Genomic DNA, 17,171 nt, shown 5'->3' on the forward strand with positions numbered 1-17,171 from the left:
CTCTGACGGGCGGACGCGGACGGGCGGATCGACGGCCCGACCTCACCGCAGAAGGGCGTGGCGCAGGCAGACGGGAGAAAGCCCGACCTACCCTGGGGGCATGGCACGCTCGCCCCTCATTTTAGCCGCGTCGGCGACGGCGGCCCTCCCGCGCACCGCCATCACCAACGTCAGCGCGCTGACCGAGAACAGCGGCGGACGCTTCGATTCCGCCCTCGCTCGAACCGATGACGGGCGCGAGGTCGTGGTGCGCATGCCCGCGACCGAGGAGGCCTCGGCCGACCTCGCCGCGGAGACCCGGGCGCTGCACGCGCTCACCGCGGGCGTGCGGGCACTGCTTCCTTTCGCGGTGCCCGAGGTGCTCGGCGAGGCCGGCTCCGGCGTCCAGCGTGTCCTCGTCGTCGATCACATCGACGGATACCGCATCGACCCCGCGCACCTGCCGAAGGGCCCGGGCTACGCCCCCGCGATCGGCGGAGCGCTGGCCGCGGTGCACGCCCTCCCCGTGTCGATCGTGCGCACCGACGGACTGCCCGTGCGCTCCCCCGAGCAGGTGCGCGACGATGTCCGACGCCTCCTCGACCGTGCCGATGCGACGGGCCGGGTCGGCGACGATCTCATGATGCGCTGGCGGCGCGCTCTCGAGGTCGACGACCTCTGGCGTTTCGAGTCCGCCGTGATCCTCGGCGGAGCGACGAGCTCCTCCATCGTGCTCGCGGACGATGAGCACGATGTGCCGCACGTGGTGGGCATCCTGGATTGGGCGGGACTCAGCGTCGGCGATCCCGCCGTCGACCTGCGCTGGCTGGCCTCCTCGCCGCTGGCAGCCGACGACGTGCACGCGGGGTACGCCGCCGCCGGCGAACGCTCGCCCGATCCGCTGCTGCGCGAGCGTGCCCGCCTGTACGCGGAGCTCGAGTTCGCCCGATGGCTCGTGCACGGTCACGACGCAGGCGAGAGCGAGGTCGTCGCCGACGCGGTCGCCCTTCTCGACGCCCTGGCGGACGGCGTGCGCGGCGACCACATCGTCCCGGACTCGCGCAGCGACATCGACGACGCCCTGGCCCTCGTCGAGGCCGTTCCGCCCGTCGTCGCGCCCGCCGTCGTCGACACGTCGATGCAGACCGACGCCTACGATCCCGAGGCTCTCTCGCTGTACCTCTCCGCCGAGCGCGATCGGGTGGCAGCAGCCGAAGCGCTCGCCGAGGCCCTCGACACCCCCGGACCGGATGCCGACACCGGCGCGATCCACATCGATCAACTGCCGGCGCGCGACGATATCGACCCCGAGGCCACTGCACCGATCGACCTCGACGGGTGGGACGATGCCGCGCGCGAATCCACGCCGATCCCGCGCGCAGAGTCCAGCGCGCCGTCGGCGATGTCGGACCTCCCCGGTGCCTCGGAGACCCCCGTCACCGACGAAGAGACTCCCCTCCGCCAGCCCCGCCCCTCCGACGACCCGGCCGTCACTGCGGTCGACGATGAGGAGGACGCTGCGCGTGCGAGTCGCGCGGCGCTCCGCCGCTGGGGCGTGTCGGACGACACCGTCTGAGTCCGCCTCGCGCGCACCCGACCAGAGATCCTGCGGGCGCATCGGGTGACACCGCCCGAGCCGGCGTCTCGCGCGCCCGACCCGAACGGCTCGGGGCCGGCTGGCTCGGCTGCGTTCCCGCCCCGGCCTCGTCGCGATCCCACGTCGCCCGTGGCCGACAGCCACGCGGGCAGGACGCCTCGCCCCACTTCACCCGCGCAGGGCGTGCACCTCGGCCCGGCAGAGGCCCCGTCAGCCGCGCAGCACCAACTCGTCACCGACGTAGAACAGGGCGACGTCGATGCGGTCGAGATCGATGCCGTGCTTGGCGTGGTACGCCTCCCGGTACAGCTCCAACTGCACCATGCGCGCACGGCGTTCGGCCTCGCTCGCGGGCGGGCGGCCCGTCTTCCAGTCGACGATCTCGTATCGGTCGCCGCGTCGGTACACGGCATCCAGCTTGCAGATGACGACGTGATCGCGCCCGTCGAGTCGCCGCGTGACGAAGTCGATCTCGGTCTCGACCTCGAGGGGGCGCAGCGGCGCCCACTCCGATCGCTCGAAACATTCGCGCAAGCGCTGCAGCTCGGCGGCGTCGGCGGTCGATGCGCCTCCCTCGTCGTCATCCCAGAGCGCGTCGTCGTCGAGGCCGATGCTCGATCCGACGAGTCCCGAGCGCTGCTCGACCCACGCGTGGAACAGGGTGCCGAGGCGTGTCTGCCGGTACGGACGCTCCGGCATGGGGCGGCGCAGGTCGTCGACGGCGCCCCCGTAGTCGGCGACGAAGTCCTTGAACTTGGATGCCGGGATGCGCGTCGGGGCGGGCGCGTGGGCAGGGCGTAGCCGAGCGGCCCGCTCGGCTAGGAGCAGCTCGAGGTCGGGATCGGCGTCAGCCGCCGGCTGCGCCCTCGCGGCCTGCGCCTGCGTCGCCGCGGCGGCGACCGCGGTGCGGCGGGAGCCCAGCGGATCGAGCGGCCAGTGCAGGAGCCGCCGCTCGCCGTCGTAGGGGTCGTCGCCCGGTTCGTCGATCACCGGATCGAGACCGAGCGCTTCGACGGCCTCGTCGAGGAAGACGCTCGGACGACGGGGGCGCTTCGTCCCGGACCAGCTCGACCCCGACAGCAGCAGATGGTCGCGGGCGCGGGTGAACGCGACGTAGGCGAGGCGGCGGTCCTCGTCGAGCTGACGCGCCCGATTGTCGGCGACGAAGGCGTCGATCGCCGCTTTCAGGTCCTGCTGCGTCTCGGCGCCGCGCCACGCGAACACCGGCAGCCACGCCGAGTCGCCGCGGAACTCCGAGGGAAGGATGCCGAAGCCGAGCCACCCCTTGGTATCGCGGGCGAGAGAGGGCAGCTCGTCGGTCACCAGACGCACCACGGCCACGGCATCCCACTCGAGCCCCTTCGACCCGTGAATCGTCAACAACTGCACGACGTCGTCCTCGGGCGGCTCGGTCCGCGGAGCGAACTCATCGGCCTGCTCGGCGTGGTCGAGCCAGGCCAGCAGACTCGAGACCGACCCGGACTCGTCGGCGGCGAGGAAGCCGCGGATCTCGTCCACGAAGGCCCGCAGCTGCGCCGACGCGATGCGCGCGGGACCGCGTGCCTCGTTCGCCGCGAGCTCGATGTCGAGCCGCAGTTCCGTCTCGATCAGGCGGATGAGCTCGGGCACGGGAGCGCCCACGCTGCGACGCAGCCCCGCGAACACCGCCCCCGCCTCGCGGAGCCGCGCGCGTCCGTCCGGTGTGATGTCGGCCAGCCACCCGTGCGTGTCGCTCTGCCGGGTGACGAAGTCGAGTGCGTCGACGAGCGAGGCGCGGTCGGCACCCGGGGTGGATCGGAGCCGATCGACGACCTCGGGCGCCAGCGGCTGCAGCGCCACGTCGTGCGTGGCGAGACGCCGTGCCAACTGGGCCAGCGCACGCAGGTCGGCGAGACCCACCGCCCACCGCGGTCCGGAGAGGAGGCGGATCAGCGCCGACCCCGCCTCGGGGTCGCTGATCACCCGGAGCACGGACACGACGTCGACCACCTCGGGCGTGGTGAGGAGCCCGCCGAGTCCGAGGATGCGGTGCGGGATGCCGCGTCGGCCGAGCGCGTCGCCGAAGCGCACCATGTGCTTCTTGCTGCGGAACAGCACCGCGCCGGTCGTGGAGCGCCCGTGGGCGGCACGCGCGGCGCGCACGCCGACGAACCAGGCCGCGACGCGATCGGCCTCGGCATCGAGGTCGTTTTCGAAGACCGTCTCGACGAGTCCCTCCGGCGCGCCGGGGCGGGAGCGCAGCTCCTCGACCGCCACCGCCGCGCGGGGCGCCAGGGGGGCGAGTACCGCGTTGGCCGCGGTGAGCACCTGCGCGCTGTTGCGCCAGCTCGTGAGCAGAGCGAAGCGCTGACACTCGGTGCCGGGTGCGAAGGCGTCGGGGAATCCGCCGAGGTTGCCCGCGCTCGCCCCGCGCCAGGCGTAGATGGCCTGGTGGGGATCGCCCACCGCCATCACGCCCGTGCCGCCGAACAGCGTCGCCAACAGGTCGGTCTGCACGACAGACGTGTCCTGGTACTCGTCGAGCAGCACGACGCGATAGCGGGCGCGCAGCTCGGCCACCACGGCCGGGTGCTCCCGTGCGATCCGCAGGGCGCCGGCCACCTGGTCGGCGAAGTCCATCACCCCGAGTCGGGCCTTCTCGCGGTCGTAGGCGGCCGCGAGGGTCGCCAGCAGCGACAGCGCCGAGACCTTCGTGGCGGCATCCCCGACCTCCTTGTAGACGCTCACCCGCGCGGAGGTCGAGGGCCGCTCCACGATCCGTCCGAACTGCTCGGGGAACGCGGCGAGCTCGTCGAGATCGACGAGGTTGTCCACCCCGTCGCGCGCAATGCGCAACGCGGCGTCGATCAGCGTGCGGGGCGACTCCTGGCGCTCCTCGAGGCGTGGATCGTCGGAGGCGAACACCACGCGTCGCATGAGCAGCCACGCCGCCGACTCCGACAGCACCGCGGCTTCGGCATCCCGACCGATCCGCAGGCCGTGCTCACGCACGATCGCGTCCGCGAAGCTGTTGTACGTCGACACCGTCGGCCGGTGCAGCAGCTGATCGCCGTCGTGCGAATCCGGTACCTCGGCACCGGTCTCCGCCACCAGGGCATCGAGCGCCTCCCGGCGCGCCGCGTCGCCCCGCGCGCCCTCAAGGGCGGCGAGCTCGGCGAAGACCGCGAGGCGGCCGTCCGCGTGCAGGCGCGGAAGGAAGGGAAGGAGCCCCCGCACCTCGAACTCCGACAGGCGCTGCAGTCGGCGTTGGATGCGCTCGGCCAGCTCCCCCGCGGCCTTGCGCGTGAAAGTCAGCCCAAGCACCTCGTCGCGGCGCACGAGGGCGTTCGCGACGAGCCACACGACGCGACCGGCCATGGTCTCGGTCTTGCCGCTGCCGGCCCCCGCGACGACGAGGGCGGGCGCGAGCGGCGCCTCGATGACGGCGGTCTGCTCGACGGTGGGCGGGAACTGGCCGAGGGCTGCGGCGATCGTCGCCGCTGACAGCGATTCGCTCACGAGGCGCTCACCGCTGAGACCGTGTGGATGCGACAGAGACCGTAGGAGAACTCGTCCCGGCAGTGCACCTCGTAGGGGGCGGCGAACGACGTGCCGCGCATGATGTCGACCGCTCCCTGCACCCGCGAGACGAAGGCCGCCCGCTGCTCGTCGTCGAACGGCTTCTGCGTCGGCTCGGCGTAATCCTTCGTCGCGGCGGTCGGACGCAGCACGAGCAGCTTCGCCCCGCCGGAGGCCAGGCCGGCGACCTGTTCGATCGCACCCGACGAGAACGCCAGCTGGTAGGCCGCGAGCTGAGGGTTGTCGGCGACCTTGGCGTCGGTCTGGGGCTCGCTCTTCCCGGTCTTCAGATCGACGATGACGACCTCGCCGGCCGGCGTGAGCTCCACCCGATCGATGTCGCCGCTGAGAACGGCGCCGTGCTCACCGGCACCGGGAACGGGGATGGGGACCTCGAAATGCCGTTCCGCGCCGATGAGGCGGCCGCCGGCGTCGTCGAAGCGCCGCAGGTAGGCGGCGAGCCGTCTCACGAGGTCGCGGGCGCGGGTGCGCTCCGCCCGCTCGCGCCACGCCGCGTCGAACACGAGCTCGCCCCACCGCTCGTCGACCACGGCCCAGAGGTCGTCTTCGGACGAGGATGCCGCGGTCTCGAGCGCCGCGTGGATGATGGTCCCGATGCCGGCCGTCGTGCCACCGCGGTCGCCGCCGAGGTCTGCGATCACCCAGTCGAGCTGGCATTCCTCCAGCGCGTGCAAGCGGGACGGCGAGACGCGGACGTCTTCGCGTTCGAGCTCGCGCAGCGGCGCCGTGGAGCTCGGCGGCGCGACGCCGTACCAGTCCTCGACGGCGGCACCGGCGACCCCGGCGCCCGCGAGGATCGCGAGCTGGCCGGCGGCGTGCGCCCTCTCGCCCGCGGGAACGCGCGGGGCCGTCAGGGAACGGCGATGCCGGGCGACGAGCCCGCGCAGCGACAGCGGATGCTCGGGGATGGCCGCGGCCGGCTCGGGAGTGGGGAGCATCTCGAACAGCACGCTGGGCCCGGTGTCGTCGTCGTCGACGGCCGTCACGATCACGAGGGCGTCCGCACGGCTGACGGCGCGCACGAACAATCGCAGCTCGTCGTGCATCGCGGCGCGGCGACGGTCGAGCATGCCCGCGGCGGGAAGGTCGGGATTCTGCACGGCGTCGGCCAGACGCCAGGTCTCGAGCAGTCCCCCACGCAACCGCGTGTTCGGCCACACGCCGTCCTGCACCCCCGCGATGACGACGGTGTCGAATGCCGTTCCGGCCGCGGCTGCGGGGGTGAGCACCCGCACGGTGTCGACGACGGCCGGTTGCTCGATGCGGTCTTCGGCGACGTCGGAGTCGAGCACCGACCGCAGGAACACCGACGCTTCTCCGTCGGGTTCACGCTCCGTGTAGCGCTTCGCCGCCTGGAACAGCGCCACGACCGCATCGAGATCGCGATCGGCCTGCTCGGCGACCGCACCGTGTCCTCTCGCCGCTTCGCGCCAGGTGCGCGAAAGGGCGCTGCGCTCCCACGCCGTCCACAGCAGCTCGTGCGCGGTCGCCTGCTGCAGGGCCTGCCCGCGCAGAGCGCTCAACGTCTCGCCGAGACGGATCGCGCGACGGGCCTCGCGCGAGTCGATCACGGCGAGCTCGAGGGGGAAGCGCACCCCCGACACGAGCAGGTCGGTCGCGGGGCGCGTGCCCCCGGCCGTGACCTCGTCATGGCGCAGAGCCGTGCGCAGACGCCGCAGCTCGATGGCATCGAGCCCGCCGAAGGTGCCCAGCAATGCATCGACGACCTCGTCGGCCACCCACTCGTCGGGATCCGTCATGCCCAGTTCGACCAGGCGCACGAGGTCGCGCACCGGGCGCTGCGCCCCCAGCGCCAGCCCGGGTCCACTCGCGCGGGCCGGAACCTCGCGCGCGGCCAGCTCGGCCTCCAGCGTCGCCACCTGCCGGGAGTCGTGGGCGATGACGGCGCACGAACTCCACGGGATCCCCTCGAGAACGTGCCGCTCGCGCAGCAGACGCGCGATCGCGTCAGCCTCTTCCGCGGGCGAGCGCAGCAGGTAGGTGCGCACCGATCCCTGCGCGGATGCCCCCTCGGGCGCGCGACGATGGGCGACGACGCCGGCGGCCCCGATCCGGGATGCCACCTGCCGCACCAGGTCGATCTGCTCGGGCGTGCCGCGATGCGGCGTGCCGAGTGCGGCGGTCGAGCCGAGCTCACGGGCGAGCCGCGCGAAGTTCTCGGGCGTCGCGCCGCGGAACGCCCCCGACCCGACGTCCGGATCGCCGAAGGCGACGACTCCGATGCCCGAGGTGCGGCATGCGCGCAGCAGATCGATCCCGCCGGCGGTGAGCTCCTGCGCGTCGTCGACGAGGATGCACCGCAACGTCGAGAAGCGCCCGAGCAGCTCGCGCTCGGAGCGCGCGGCGTCGAGGACGGCGACGGCCTCGCGCGCGAGATCGGCCGCGTCGCGGTGAGCGCCGCGCATGGCCGACCGCACCGCGCGGTACTCGTCGGCGAACGACGCCAACGATGCCCACACCGGAAGATCGTGGCGCTCGGCGAGCAGCGCGAGGTCGTTCGAGGTGACGCCGAGCTCCGTGCACTCGGCGAGGAAGGCGCGGAGATCGCCGCGGAACCCGCGGGTGGCGCGGATCGTCGGCCCCAGCCACTCGGGCCAGCGCGACACGCCCTCGAGCTCGTCGAGAGCATCACCCTCGAGCAGATCGCGGATGATCTGGTCCTCGTCGCCGCCGGTGAGCAGCTGCGGCGGCTCCGCGCCCCGCCGCACCTCGGCCCCCCGCACCAGCTGGAAGGCGAACGACGCCACCGAGCGCGCCAGCGCGCCCGAGGTGGCGCGGTCGACCGCGAGGGCGAGGGGGTCGCGCAAGGCCGTGGCCGCCGGCCGGGTGGGGGTGAGCACGAGCAGGTCGTCGGGGTCGACACCGGATGCCACGAGCTCGCGCACGCGCGAGAGCAGGGTGGTCGTCTTGCCCGACCCCGGCGCGCCGACCACCACGCCGCTCGCGTCGGCGGGCCAGGCGACGACGGCACGCTGATCGCGATCGAGACCCGCGCCCTCACGCACGGCGCCGAGGGCGGCGGCATCCGTCATCTGCATGTGCTCCACGGTAATCGCGACCTCCGACATCGGCCGGGCGCGACGGGCGGCTGCGGTCTCCCACGTCGGCCGGGACGGGCCGCGGCGGCCGGCGGGCGCGCTGCCGCGGCCGGGCCGGGACGGGCCGCGGCGGCCAGGCCGAGGCGGGCCGAGGCGACCGCCCGGGGCGGGCCGAGGCGGGCCGAGTCGACCGCCAGGGGCGGGCCGAGGCGGCCGGAGCAGGGCGGGCCGCGGCGGCCGGAGCGGGGCGGACCTCACCGGCCGCTAGGAGCCGAGCCCACCGCGTCACCCGGCCCCGGACGGTGCCGGGAGGCGCCGCGTTCGCCGTCCGCGAAGCGCCCCGCGTGACGGGCTGTGGTGTCGGAACCCTGCCCTAGAGTCGAATCACGCGCCGGGCCGACCGCGGCCCGCGGGGAAAGGACGCATCGTGGAGATCCGCATCGGCATCATCAACACCGGCCGTGAGCTGAACTTCGAGACGAACGAGAGCTCCGACGTCGTCAAGTCGACCATCGCCTCGGCCCTCGACAGCTCTGCCAGCCACGTCACCTTCACCGATGTGAAGGGCAACTCCTACCTCGTCCCGACCGCCAACCTCGCTTTCGTCGAACTCGGCACCGAAGAGTCGCGTCGCGTCGGGTTCGTCGCCTGACCTTCCCGCCGTGCAGATCCTGCTCGGTCTCCTGATCGGCGCGGTGATCGGCCTGGCCGCGCACGTCGCGCTCCCCGGCCGGCACCTGCGCGGTGCGGCGTTGGCACCGTTCGCCGGGGCGTCGTCGGCCGGCGTCGTCTGGACCGTCCTCACGTGGGCGGGCCTCGGCGATTCGCCGCTGACCTGGGTGCTCGCCGTGATCGCGCCGGTCGTCACGACCGTGCTGCTGGTGACCCTCGTCACGCGTTCGCGTCTCGCGCGCGACGACGCCGACCGTTCGCGATTGCCCGTCTGAACCCTCGGCGAAGGCGCTCGCGCCCCGCCCTTTCGAAGCCCGCACCGCGCCCGCCGGAACCCCCACCGCCGAGCGATCGGTCGTTCCGGATGCCGCGCACCCACCCGCCCCCAGACGCCGGACATCGCGGCGCACGCGCTCGAAACCGGTGCGACACGCGCTCAGAGGGTCGCGGGTGCCGCGCGCCCAGGCCACACGGCTGGGCCGCGCGCCCTCAGGCGGCCAATCCCATGGCATCCATCCGCCGGGCGTGCGCGCCCATCAGCTCGCTGAAGACGGGTTCGACCTTGGCCTCCTCGGCGCGGTCGAGGTGTCCGTGGCGCAGCGCCGTCCGAGCGACGAGGAGCGTGTCGCCCACGAGACGTCGTCCCCACAGCGCCAGCAGCCACCGCCACTCCTCGTCGCTCTCGATCGTGGCGCCGAGGATGTCGACGATCGCCTGACGGTCGTCATCGGCCTGCAGGATGCGGGCGACGCGGCGTCCCGTGTCGCCGTAGCTCGACGACAGCGCGAGGTAGAAGTCGTCGAGCAGCCCCGCCGTGATGTGCACGGTGAGCATCGTCTCCTGCGGCCGGACGCCGTGGGTGTTGCGGCGGAAGGCGTCGAGCGACTCGCGGAAGGGCAGCATGAGCTGCGTCGGATCGGCACCGCGCTCACGGATGACCGCGACGAGCTCCTGGTGCTTGATGAGCGCCGCGCCGGCCGCGCGCGACAGGGACTCCTTCTCCGCCAGCTCGGGCGTGAGGGCGATCAACTCGCTCAGGGTCTCGAAGAACCCCAGCTGCAGATAGGCCGCCTGACCGAGGAAGGTCTCGACGTCGGGCGCCAGCTCCGCGAAGTCGACGCGCATCGCCTCGCCGAGGTCTCCCCGCGACCGCAACTGCAGCGTGCGACCCACCGGGCGCTGACGACGACGTAACCACGCGAACACGTACGACAGCCTAGGCGTCGGGGCCCGCCGAGACACGCCGGGTAGAGTGGACACGTCCCGGCGATGGATCGGGACCCCGCGCCTGTGGACGAGTGAGGCGTGGATACGACTCCCCCAGGCGGTCTCTCGCCGCCGGAACAGGCACGCACATGACGACATTCGCCGAGCTCGGCATCGATCAGGACATCGTCGATGCCCTGGCAGCGAAGGGCATCGTCGATGCCTTCCCCATCCAGGAGCAGACGATCCCCCTGGGCCTCCCCGGACAGGACATCATCGGCCAGGCCAAGACCGGTACCGGCAAGACCTTCGGCTTCGGCATCCCCGTCGTCCAGCGCCTCGGTCTCGACCCCGAGCCCGGCGTGAAGGCGCTCATCGTCGTCCCCACCCGCGAGCTCGCGGTGCAGGTCTACGAAGACATGGACATGCTCACGAGCAACCGCTCGACCAGCGTCGTCGCGATCTACGGCGGCAAGGCGTACGAGGGGCAGATCGACCAGCTGAAGGCCGGCGCGCAGATCGTCGTCGGCACCCCCGGCCGCCTCATCGACCTCGCGAACCAGCGTCTGCTCGACCTCTCGAACGCGACCGAGGTCGTTCTCGACGAGGCCGACAAGATGCTCGACCTCGGCTTCCTCGCCGACATCGAGAAGATCTTCTCCAAGGTCCCCGCCGTCCGTCACACGCAGCTGTTCTCGGCGACCATGCCCGGGCCGATCGTCGCCCTCGCGCGCCGCTTCATGTCGAACCCCATCCACATGCGCGCCAACGACCCCGACGAGGGACTCACCCAGGCGAACATCAAGCACCTCGTCTACCGCGCGCACTCGCTCGACAAAGACGAGGTCATCGCCCGAATCCTGCAGTCGGAGGGTCGCGAGAAGGCCGTCATCTTCACCCGCACCAAGCGCGCCGCGCAGAAGCTCGTCGACGAGCTGGGCGACCGCGGCTTCAACGCCGCCGCCGTCCACGGCGACATGAGCCAGGAGGCGCGCGAGCGCTCGATGGCCGCGTTCAAGGCCGGCAAGAAGGACGTGCTGATCGCGACCGACGTCGCCGCCCGCGGCATCGACGTCAACGACGTCACCCACGTGATCAACCACACGATCCCCGACGACGAGAAAACCTACCTCCACCGCGCGGGCCGCACCGGCCGCGCCGGCAACACCGGTATCGCCGTGACCTTCGTCGACTGGGACGACGTGCACAAGTGGGCGCTCATCAACCGTGCTCTGGAGTTCGGCCAGCCCGAGCCCACCGAGACCTACTCGTCGAGCCCGCACCTCTACACCGACCTGAACATCCCCGAGGGAACGAAGGGCCGTCTCGTCACCGCGCCGAAGGCCGTCACGCCCAAGCAGGTCGAGAAGAAGATCGAGGGCCAGGATGCCGAGGGCGACCGCGCCCCGCGCCGTCGCCGTCGTCGTGGCGGATCGTCGACCGGCGAGGCGGGCGGCGAGGACGCCCCGCGCGCCGAGGGCGGCGCCGGGACGCACGACGGAGCGGGCAAGGAGCACCACGACGGCAACGCGGCTCCGCGCCGCCGTCGCCGCCGTCGCAGCGGCGGGGGCAGCTCGGGCGCCCCGACGGCCCCCGTGGCCTGACGCACACTCGCCGAACGGCGCTGCTCCCCTCGGGGGGCGGCGCCGTTCGTCGTCGGGGTCCGCCGGAGCCGCGGGTTACGGGAAGACCGGCGCCGATCCGCGACCGCGCGCGAACAGGCGCGCCACCATGTCGTCGGCCGTCGTGTTCTCGCCGGGCACGTTCGGTTTGCCGAGTCCGTGGTAGTCGCTCGACCCGGTCACGATGAGGTCGCGCTCGGCGGCGAGGTCCGCCAACAGGGCGGTCGGCTCGGGCAGGTTCTCGCGGTGCGCGAGTTCGAAGCCCGCGAGTCCCGCGTCCAGCATCGCCCACAGCACGCCGTCGGGCAGCAACGCCCGCCCCGCCGGGTGGGCGATGATCGGCACGCCCCCGGAACCCACGACGAGTTCGACCGCCGTGACGGGGTCGGGGGCGTAGAGGGCGACATAGTAGTCTCCGGCCGGATGCAGGATGCCGGCGAACGCCTCCGTGCGGTCGGCCACGATCCCGCGCGCGACGAGCGCGTCGGCGATGTGAGGGCGCCCGACGGTCGCGCCGTCGGTCGTCTGGGCGACGATGTCGTCCCAGGCGATGTCGTAGTCGTGCGAGATGCGCTCCGCCATGATCTGCGCGCGATCCACGCGGGACGAACGGATGCGATCGGTCATCGCTCGCAACGCCCCGTCGTCGGGGTCGACGAGGTAGGCCAGCAGGTGCACGCTGCGCCACCGGTGCCGCGCCGACAGCTCCATTCCCGGGACGAACGTCATCCCGAGCGAGGTGGCCGCCTCGGCGGCTTCGGCCCAGCCCGAGGTCGTGTCGTGATCGGTGAGGGCGGCGGTCCGCAGGCCGTGGCGGTGCGCGGCGGCCATGACCTCGGCGGGCGGCTCCGTGCCGTCGGAGTGCGAGGAGTGCAGGTGCAGATCGGTCGGTCCGAGGAATCGACGATCGCGTGGCATCCGTCGAGCGTATCGCTCCGGCTCGCGCCCGGGCGCAGCGTCCATGCCCGGGCCGTGCTGCCGGTCCGCGCCGCCCACCGATGCGGCGACGGCACCCCGCCCGCACGCCGTCCCCCTCGACCGTCACGACGCTCGGGCAGCACCCTGCCGGCATCCGTCGATCTCCCAGACGGCTCCCCTAGGGTCGATCGGGTGCGTCGACTGCTCGGATTCCTCGTCGCGCTCGTCGTCGCGGCGGGCGCTGCGGTGCTGACGTGGCCGTCGGCCTTCGGACTCGAGCGGACGTTCCCGCTGGCGCAGATCATCTCCTTCCGCGCCGCTCTGGCGGCCGTGCTGGTCGCCGCGACGCTGCTGATGCTGTTGTTCGCGCTCATCCGGCCGATCCGCGCGCTCGCGCTGGTGCTGGCGCTGATCCTGGGGATCGCGGGCGGGGTCAACGTCGCCCTGCTCTCCGGGCGGGGGCTCGGCACCGAAGGGTTTCCTGCGAAGACCGACACGAGCCTGCGCGTGATGACCTGGAACACCGCGGGATCGGCCACCTCGGCGGAGACGATCGCCCAGTTCGCCGTCGGGATGCAGGCAGACGTCGTCACCCTCCCGGAGACGACCATCGACACCGGGGCCGAGGTCGCCGAGCTCATGCGCGGCATGGGGCAGCCGATGTGGGCGCACCACGCGGAGTACGGCGAGTACGGCATCACCGGGTGGGATGCCACCTCCACCACCGTGCTGATCCGGCCCGAGCTGGGCGACTATTCCGTCATCCAGTCCTCGCTCGACGGGTCGAGCAACACCTCGACCGTTCCGAGCGCTGTGGCGATGCCCGTGTCGGGAGACGGTCCGATCATCGTCGCCGCGCACGCCGTCGCTCCGCGCGAGGAGTACATGCCCCAGTGGCGCAGCGACTTGCAGTGGCTCGCCGACCAGTGCGCGAGCGACAACGTCATCCTTGCGGGCGACTTCAACGCCACCCTCGACCACATGACGGGGATGGGTGTCGACGGCGGCACGCTCGGCCGATGCCACGATGCGGCGTCCGAGAGCGGAAACGGCGGAGTGGGCACGTGGCCCACCGATGCCCCCGCCCTCCTCGGCGCACCGATCGACCACGTCATGGCCACGCCCGACTGGACCGTCTCGGCGTCGGTCGTCATGCGCTCCCTCGACGGGTCGGGCAGCGATCATCGGCCGATCGTGGTGCAGCTGGAACGCACCGGAGGCTGAGTACGGCTGCTCCCCCGCCCGCGCCGGTGCGGCCGCATCCGTGCAGGAGAGGGCGACGGGTGCGAGACTGGAACGATGGACGCCCCCTCCACCAGCGACACGACCGCCCCCGCCGAGCCCACGACCGCCGAGCCGCAGACCGATGAGGTCGCCATCGAGGCCCCCAGTAATCGCAAGGCCCCGTTCCCCCGCGGATTCCTCGACACGATCTCCACCGGCTGGGCGGAGCACCCGGCGTCGACGCCCGAGCCCCGTGAGCAGGCGGCCTGGGCCGCACGTCGTCGTGCGCGCGTGTCGCGCGCCTTCCCCGGCCAGCGCGTCGTGGTCCCCGCCGGCGGGCTGAAGCAGCGCAGCAACGACTGCGATTACCCGTTCCGCGCGCACTCCGCGTTCTCGCACCTCACCGGGTGGGGCAGCGACGCCGAGCCCGACGCCGTGCTCGTCTTCGAGCCGCGTGACGAGGGCCACGAGGCGGTGCTGTACTTCCGCGAGCGCGCCGACCGCACCACCGCCGAGTTCTACTCGGATGCCACGATCGGCGAGTTCTGGATCGGCCCGCGCCCCGCCCTCGACGGCGTCGCCGCCGACCTCGGCCTCGCGACCGCCCACCTCGACGACTTCGCCCCCGGCGACGACGACCGCACCGTCGGCACCGACGACGAGCTCACCCGCTTCGTCTCGGAGCTCCGCCTGGTGAAAGACGAGTACGAGCTCGCGCAGATGGCGCTGGCCGTCGAGGTCACCGGACGCGGGTTCGACGACATCGTCGCCGAGCTGCCGCGCATCATCGAGCACCCGCGCGGCGAGCGCGTGGTCGAGGGCGTCTTCCACCAGCGTGCGCGTTCCGACGGAAACAGCGTGGGCTACGACACCATCGCCGCGTCGGGCCCCCACGCCTGCTACCTGCACTGGACGCGCAACGACGGCATCGTGAAGCCGGGGGATCTCATCCTCATCGACGCGGGCGTCGAGGTCGACAGCCTCTACACGGCCGACATCACGCGTACGCTCCCGGTCTCGGGCACGTTCACCGACATCCAGCGCCGCATCTACGAGACGGTGCGCGAGGCCGCTGACGCCTCGTTCGCGGCTGCGCGGGTCGGCGTGCCGTTCCGTCGACTTCACGAGGCCGCCATGGAGGTCATCGCGGCGCGCGTCGCCGAGTGGGGACTGCTGCCGGTGACCGCCGAAGAGGCGCTCGACGCCGATTCCGGCGGCCAGCACCGCCGCTACATGGTGCACGGCACGAGCCACCACCTCGGCATCGACGTGCACGACTGCGCGCAGGCGCGTCGCGACATGTACTACGACGGCCTGCTGGAGCCCGGAATGGTGTTCACGATCGAACCCGGCCTGTACTTCCAGATCGACGACCTCACGGTCCCCGAGGAGTACCGCGGCATCGGCGCGCGCATCGAGGACGACATCGTCATGACCGAGGACGGCCCGGTGAACCTGTCGGCGGGCATCCCCCGCACCGCCGACGAGATCGAGGAGTGGATCGCCCGGCAGTCGCGATGACCTTCACGCCCCCGGCGCCGTTCACGACGCGGCCGACCCTCCGGGGCACGTTCGGCATGTCGGCGTCCACGCACTGGACGGCGACCGCGACGGCGCAGGCCGTGCTCGAGCGCGGTGGCAACGCGTTCGACGCGGCCGTCGCCGGGGCGTTCGTGCTGCACGTCGTCGAGCCGCACCTGAACGGACCGGGTGGCGACCTCGTCGCGCTCGTCCGACCCGCCGGCGCGTCGGTCCCCGTCGTGCTGATGGGGCAGGGGCCGGCGCCGGCCGGAGCCACGCTCGCGCACTTGCGCAGCCGTGGCCTCGATCTCGTGCCCGGCGCCGGCGGTCTCGCCGCCGCGGTGCCCGGCGCGGTCGACGCGTGGCTCCTCCTGCTGCGCGACCACGGTACGTGGGACCTCGGCGACGTCCTCGCCTTCGCCATCGGCTACGCCCGCGACGGTCACCCGCTCGTGGCGGGAGCCGCCACGACCATCGCGCGGGTCGCCGACTTGTTCCGCGACCACTGGCCCACGTCCGCCGAGAGGTGGATGCCGACCGGCCGCCCGCCCGCGCCCGACACCCTCGTGACCAACCCGGCGTGGGCCGACGTGCTCGATGCGCTCGTGATCGCCGGCGCCGCCCTGCCCGACCGCGCGGAGCGCATCGACGCAGCGCGTGAGCACTGGATGACGAAGGTGCTCCCGGAGGCGGCGTCGTTCATCGCGCGGCCGCACCGACATGCCGACGGCGCCGATCACCCGGGCGTCCTGGCGGCTGAGGACATCGCATCCTGGCGTGCCGGGTGGGAACCCGCGGTGACCGCGCGCTTCCGCGGATGGGACGTCTTCAAGGCCGGCACCTGGACGCAGGGACCGGCGCTGCTGCACACACTGCGGCTCCTCGACGACGTCGATGACGCCGAGCTCGACCCCGCCACCGTCGAGGGGGCGCACCTCGTGATCGAGGCGCAGAAGCTGGCCTTCGCCGACCGCGACGCGTGGTTCGGAGACGCCGGAGGCGCGGTCGAGGTCGAGGCCCTGCTCGCCGATGACTACGTCGCCACCCGCCGCGCACTGATCGGCGACGAGGCCTCCACGCAGTGGCGGCCGGGTTCCCCCGACGGCCGCGACCCGGTCCGTCCGCCGCTGCGCACCGCGCACGGGGTGAACGACGGCTCCACCGGCGAGCCCACCGTCGACCGGTCGGGCCAGACCCGCGGTGACACGTGCCACATCGATGTGATCGACCGCTGGGGCAACGTCGTCTCGGCCACGCCGTCGGGCGGATGGCTGCAGTCCTCCCCCTCCGTCCCGTCTCTGGGCTTCTGCCTGGGCACGCGGTTGCAGGCGACGTGGCTCGTGCCGGGGCACCCGGCATCCCTCGCCCCCGGTCGCCGTCCGCGCACGACGCTCACCCCGACGCTGATGTCGCGCGCGGACGAGGTCGTCGCGCTGGGATCCCCTGGCGGCGACCAGCAGGACCAGTGGCAGCTCACCGTGCTGCTGCGCATGCTGGTCGGGGGATACAGCCCTCAGCAAGCCATCGACGCCCCGAATCTGCACACGACGGCGCTCGTCGACTCGTTCTGGCCGCGCACGTGGGCTCCGGCGGGTGTCGCGGTCGAGGATCGCCTCGGTGCCGCGGTGATCGCGGGCCTCGAGCAGCGTGGACACCGGGTGCACCGCTCGGGCGACTGGTCGCTCGGGCGCGTCACCGCTGTCGGACGCGCCGCCGACGGCACGCTGTGGGCCGCGGCGAACCCGCGCGGCGCCCAAGGCTACGCGGCGGGTCGCTGACCGGAGCGGGCCGTGC

General features: G+C 72.8%; 11 protein-coding genes. 7 read left to right on the plus strand and 4 right to left on the minus strand.

Features of this window, described 5'->3' with window-relative positions:
• Positions 1-100: 100 nt before the first annotated feature.
• Positions 101-1,555 (plus strand): phosphotransferase, encoded by a 1,455-nt coding sequence (locus AB0N82_RS13115; RefSeq protein ID WP_315995394.1) that lies wholly within the window; start codon positions 101-103, stop codon positions 1,553-1,555.
• A 231-nt stretch (positions 1,556-1,786) separates the two neighbouring features.
• Here the strand turns inward: AB0N82_RS13115 and AB0N82_RS13120 are convergent, their stop codons facing one another.
• On the minus strand, positions 1,787-5,074 hold the full coding sequence (locus tag AB0N82_RS13120) for an ATP-dependent DNA helicase (RefSeq protein WP_363392111.1): 3,288 nt from the start codon (positions 5,072-5,074) through the stop codon (positions 1,787-1,789).
• Positions 5,071-8,214, minus strand: a complete 3,144-nt coding sequence (locus AB0N82_RS13125) for an ATP-dependent DNA helicase (protein ID WP_363392113.1) — start codon at positions 8,212-8,214, stop codon at positions 5,071-5,073. Before AB0N82_RS13125 ends, AB0N82_RS13120 begins: the two co-directional genes overlap by 4 nt.
• Before the next feature lie 427 nt (positions 8,215-8,641).
• On the opposite strand from AB0N82_RS13125, the gene AB0N82_RS13130 reads away from it, so the two are divergent.
• Positions 8,642-8,866 carry a DUF3107 domain-containing protein gene (locus AB0N82_RS13130; RefSeq protein WP_315995391.1) on the plus strand — a complete coding sequence of 75 codons (225 nt, stop codon included), beginning with the start codon at positions 8,642-8,644 and terminating at the stop codon, positions 8,864-8,866.
• A gap of 10 nt (positions 8,867-8,876) precedes the next feature.
• On the plus strand, positions 8,877-9,161 hold the full coding sequence (locus AB0N82_RS13135; RefSeq protein WP_315995390.1) for a hypothetical protein: 285 nt from the start codon (positions 8,877-8,879) through the stop codon (positions 9,159-9,161).
• Between the two features lie 214 nt (positions 9,162-9,375).
• Here AB0N82_RS13135 and AB0N82_RS13140 read toward each other — a convergent pair whose 3' ends face one another.
• The gene (locus AB0N82_RS13140) at positions 9,376-10,092 is read right to left on the minus strand and encodes a ferritin-like fold-containing protein (RefSeq protein WP_315995389.1); all 717 of its coding nucleotides are present in this window, start codon (positions 10,090-10,092) and stop codon (positions 9,376-9,378) included.
• Between the two features lie 149 nt (positions 10,093-10,241).
• Here AB0N82_RS13140 and AB0N82_RS13145 point away from each other — a divergent pair, with 149 nt between their 5' ends.
• Positions 10,242-11,696, plus strand: coding sequence for a DEAD/DEAH box helicase (locus AB0N82_RS13145; protein ID WP_363392116.1), 1,455 nt, complete (start codon positions 10,242-10,244; stop codon positions 11,694-11,696).
• Positions 11,697-11,771: 75 nt separating this feature from the next.
• Here AB0N82_RS13145 and AB0N82_RS13150 read toward each other — a convergent pair whose 3' ends face one another.
• Positions 11,772-12,632, minus strand: coding sequence for a PHP domain-containing protein (locus AB0N82_RS13150; RefSeq protein ID WP_363392118.1), 861 nt, complete (start codon positions 12,630-12,632; stop codon positions 11,772-11,774).
• A gap of 192 nt (positions 12,633-12,824) precedes the next feature.
• Here AB0N82_RS13150 and AB0N82_RS13155 point away from each other — a divergent pair, with 192 nt between their 5' ends.
• The 3 genes from AB0N82_RS13155 to AB0N82_RS13165 all read left to right on the plus strand — a co-directional run bounded on the left by AB0N82_RS13155 (position 12,825) and on the right by AB0N82_RS13165 (position 17,155).
• The gene (locus AB0N82_RS13155) at positions 12,825-13,856 is read left to right on the plus strand and encodes an endonuclease/exonuclease/phosphatase family protein (protein WP_363392120.1); all 1,032 of its coding nucleotides are present in this window, start codon (positions 12,825-12,827) and stop codon (positions 13,854-13,856) included.
• 75 nt (positions 13,857-13,931) lie between these two features.
• Positions 13,932-15,377 carry an aminopeptidase P family protein gene (locus AB0N82_RS13160; RefSeq protein ID WP_363392122.1) on the plus strand — a complete coding sequence of 482 codons (1,446 nt, stop codon included), beginning with the start codon at positions 13,932-13,934 and terminating at the stop codon, positions 15,375-15,377.
• Complete coding sequence (locus tag AB0N82_RS13165; protein WP_363392124.1) at positions 15,374-17,155, plus strand: gamma-glutamyltransferase; 1,782 nt, start codon at positions 15,374-15,376, stop codon at positions 17,153-17,155. The genes AB0N82_RS13160 and AB0N82_RS13165 overlap by 4 nt, the downstream gene beginning before the upstream one ends.
• Positions 17,156-17,171: the final 16 nt, after the last annotated feature.

The sequence above is a fragment of the Microbacterium sp. NPDC089186 genome (assembly GCF_040685115.1).
Taxonomy (GTDB): domain Bacteria; phylum Actinomycetota; class Actinomycetes; order Actinomycetales; family Microbacteriaceae; genus Microbacterium; species Microbacterium galbum.

Coding starts and splice junctions, on each gene's coding strand:
- AB0N82_RS13115 (WP_315995394.1), top strand. CDS start 101: ATGGCACGCTCGCCCCTCATTTTAGCCGCGTCGGCGACGGCGGCCCTC.
- AB0N82_RS13125 (WP_363392113.1), bottom strand. CDS start 8,214: ATGCAGATGACGGATGCCGCCGCCCTCGGCGCCGTGCGTGAGGGCGCG.
- AB0N82_RS13145 (WP_363392116.1), top strand. CDS start 10,242: ATGACGACATTCGCCGAGCTCGGCATCGATCAGGACATCGTCGATGCC.
- AB0N82_RS13150 (WP_363392118.1), bottom strand. CDS start 12,632: ATGCCACGCGATCGTCGATTCCTCGGACCGACCGATCTGCACCTGCAC.
- AB0N82_RS13160 (WP_363392122.1), top strand. CDS start 13,932: ATGGACGCCCCCTCCACCAGCGACACGACCGCCCCCGCCGAGCCCACG.
- AB0N82_RS13165 (WP_363392124.1), top strand. CDS start 15,374: ATGACCTTCACGCCCCCGGCGCCGTTCACGACGCGGCCGACCCTCCGG.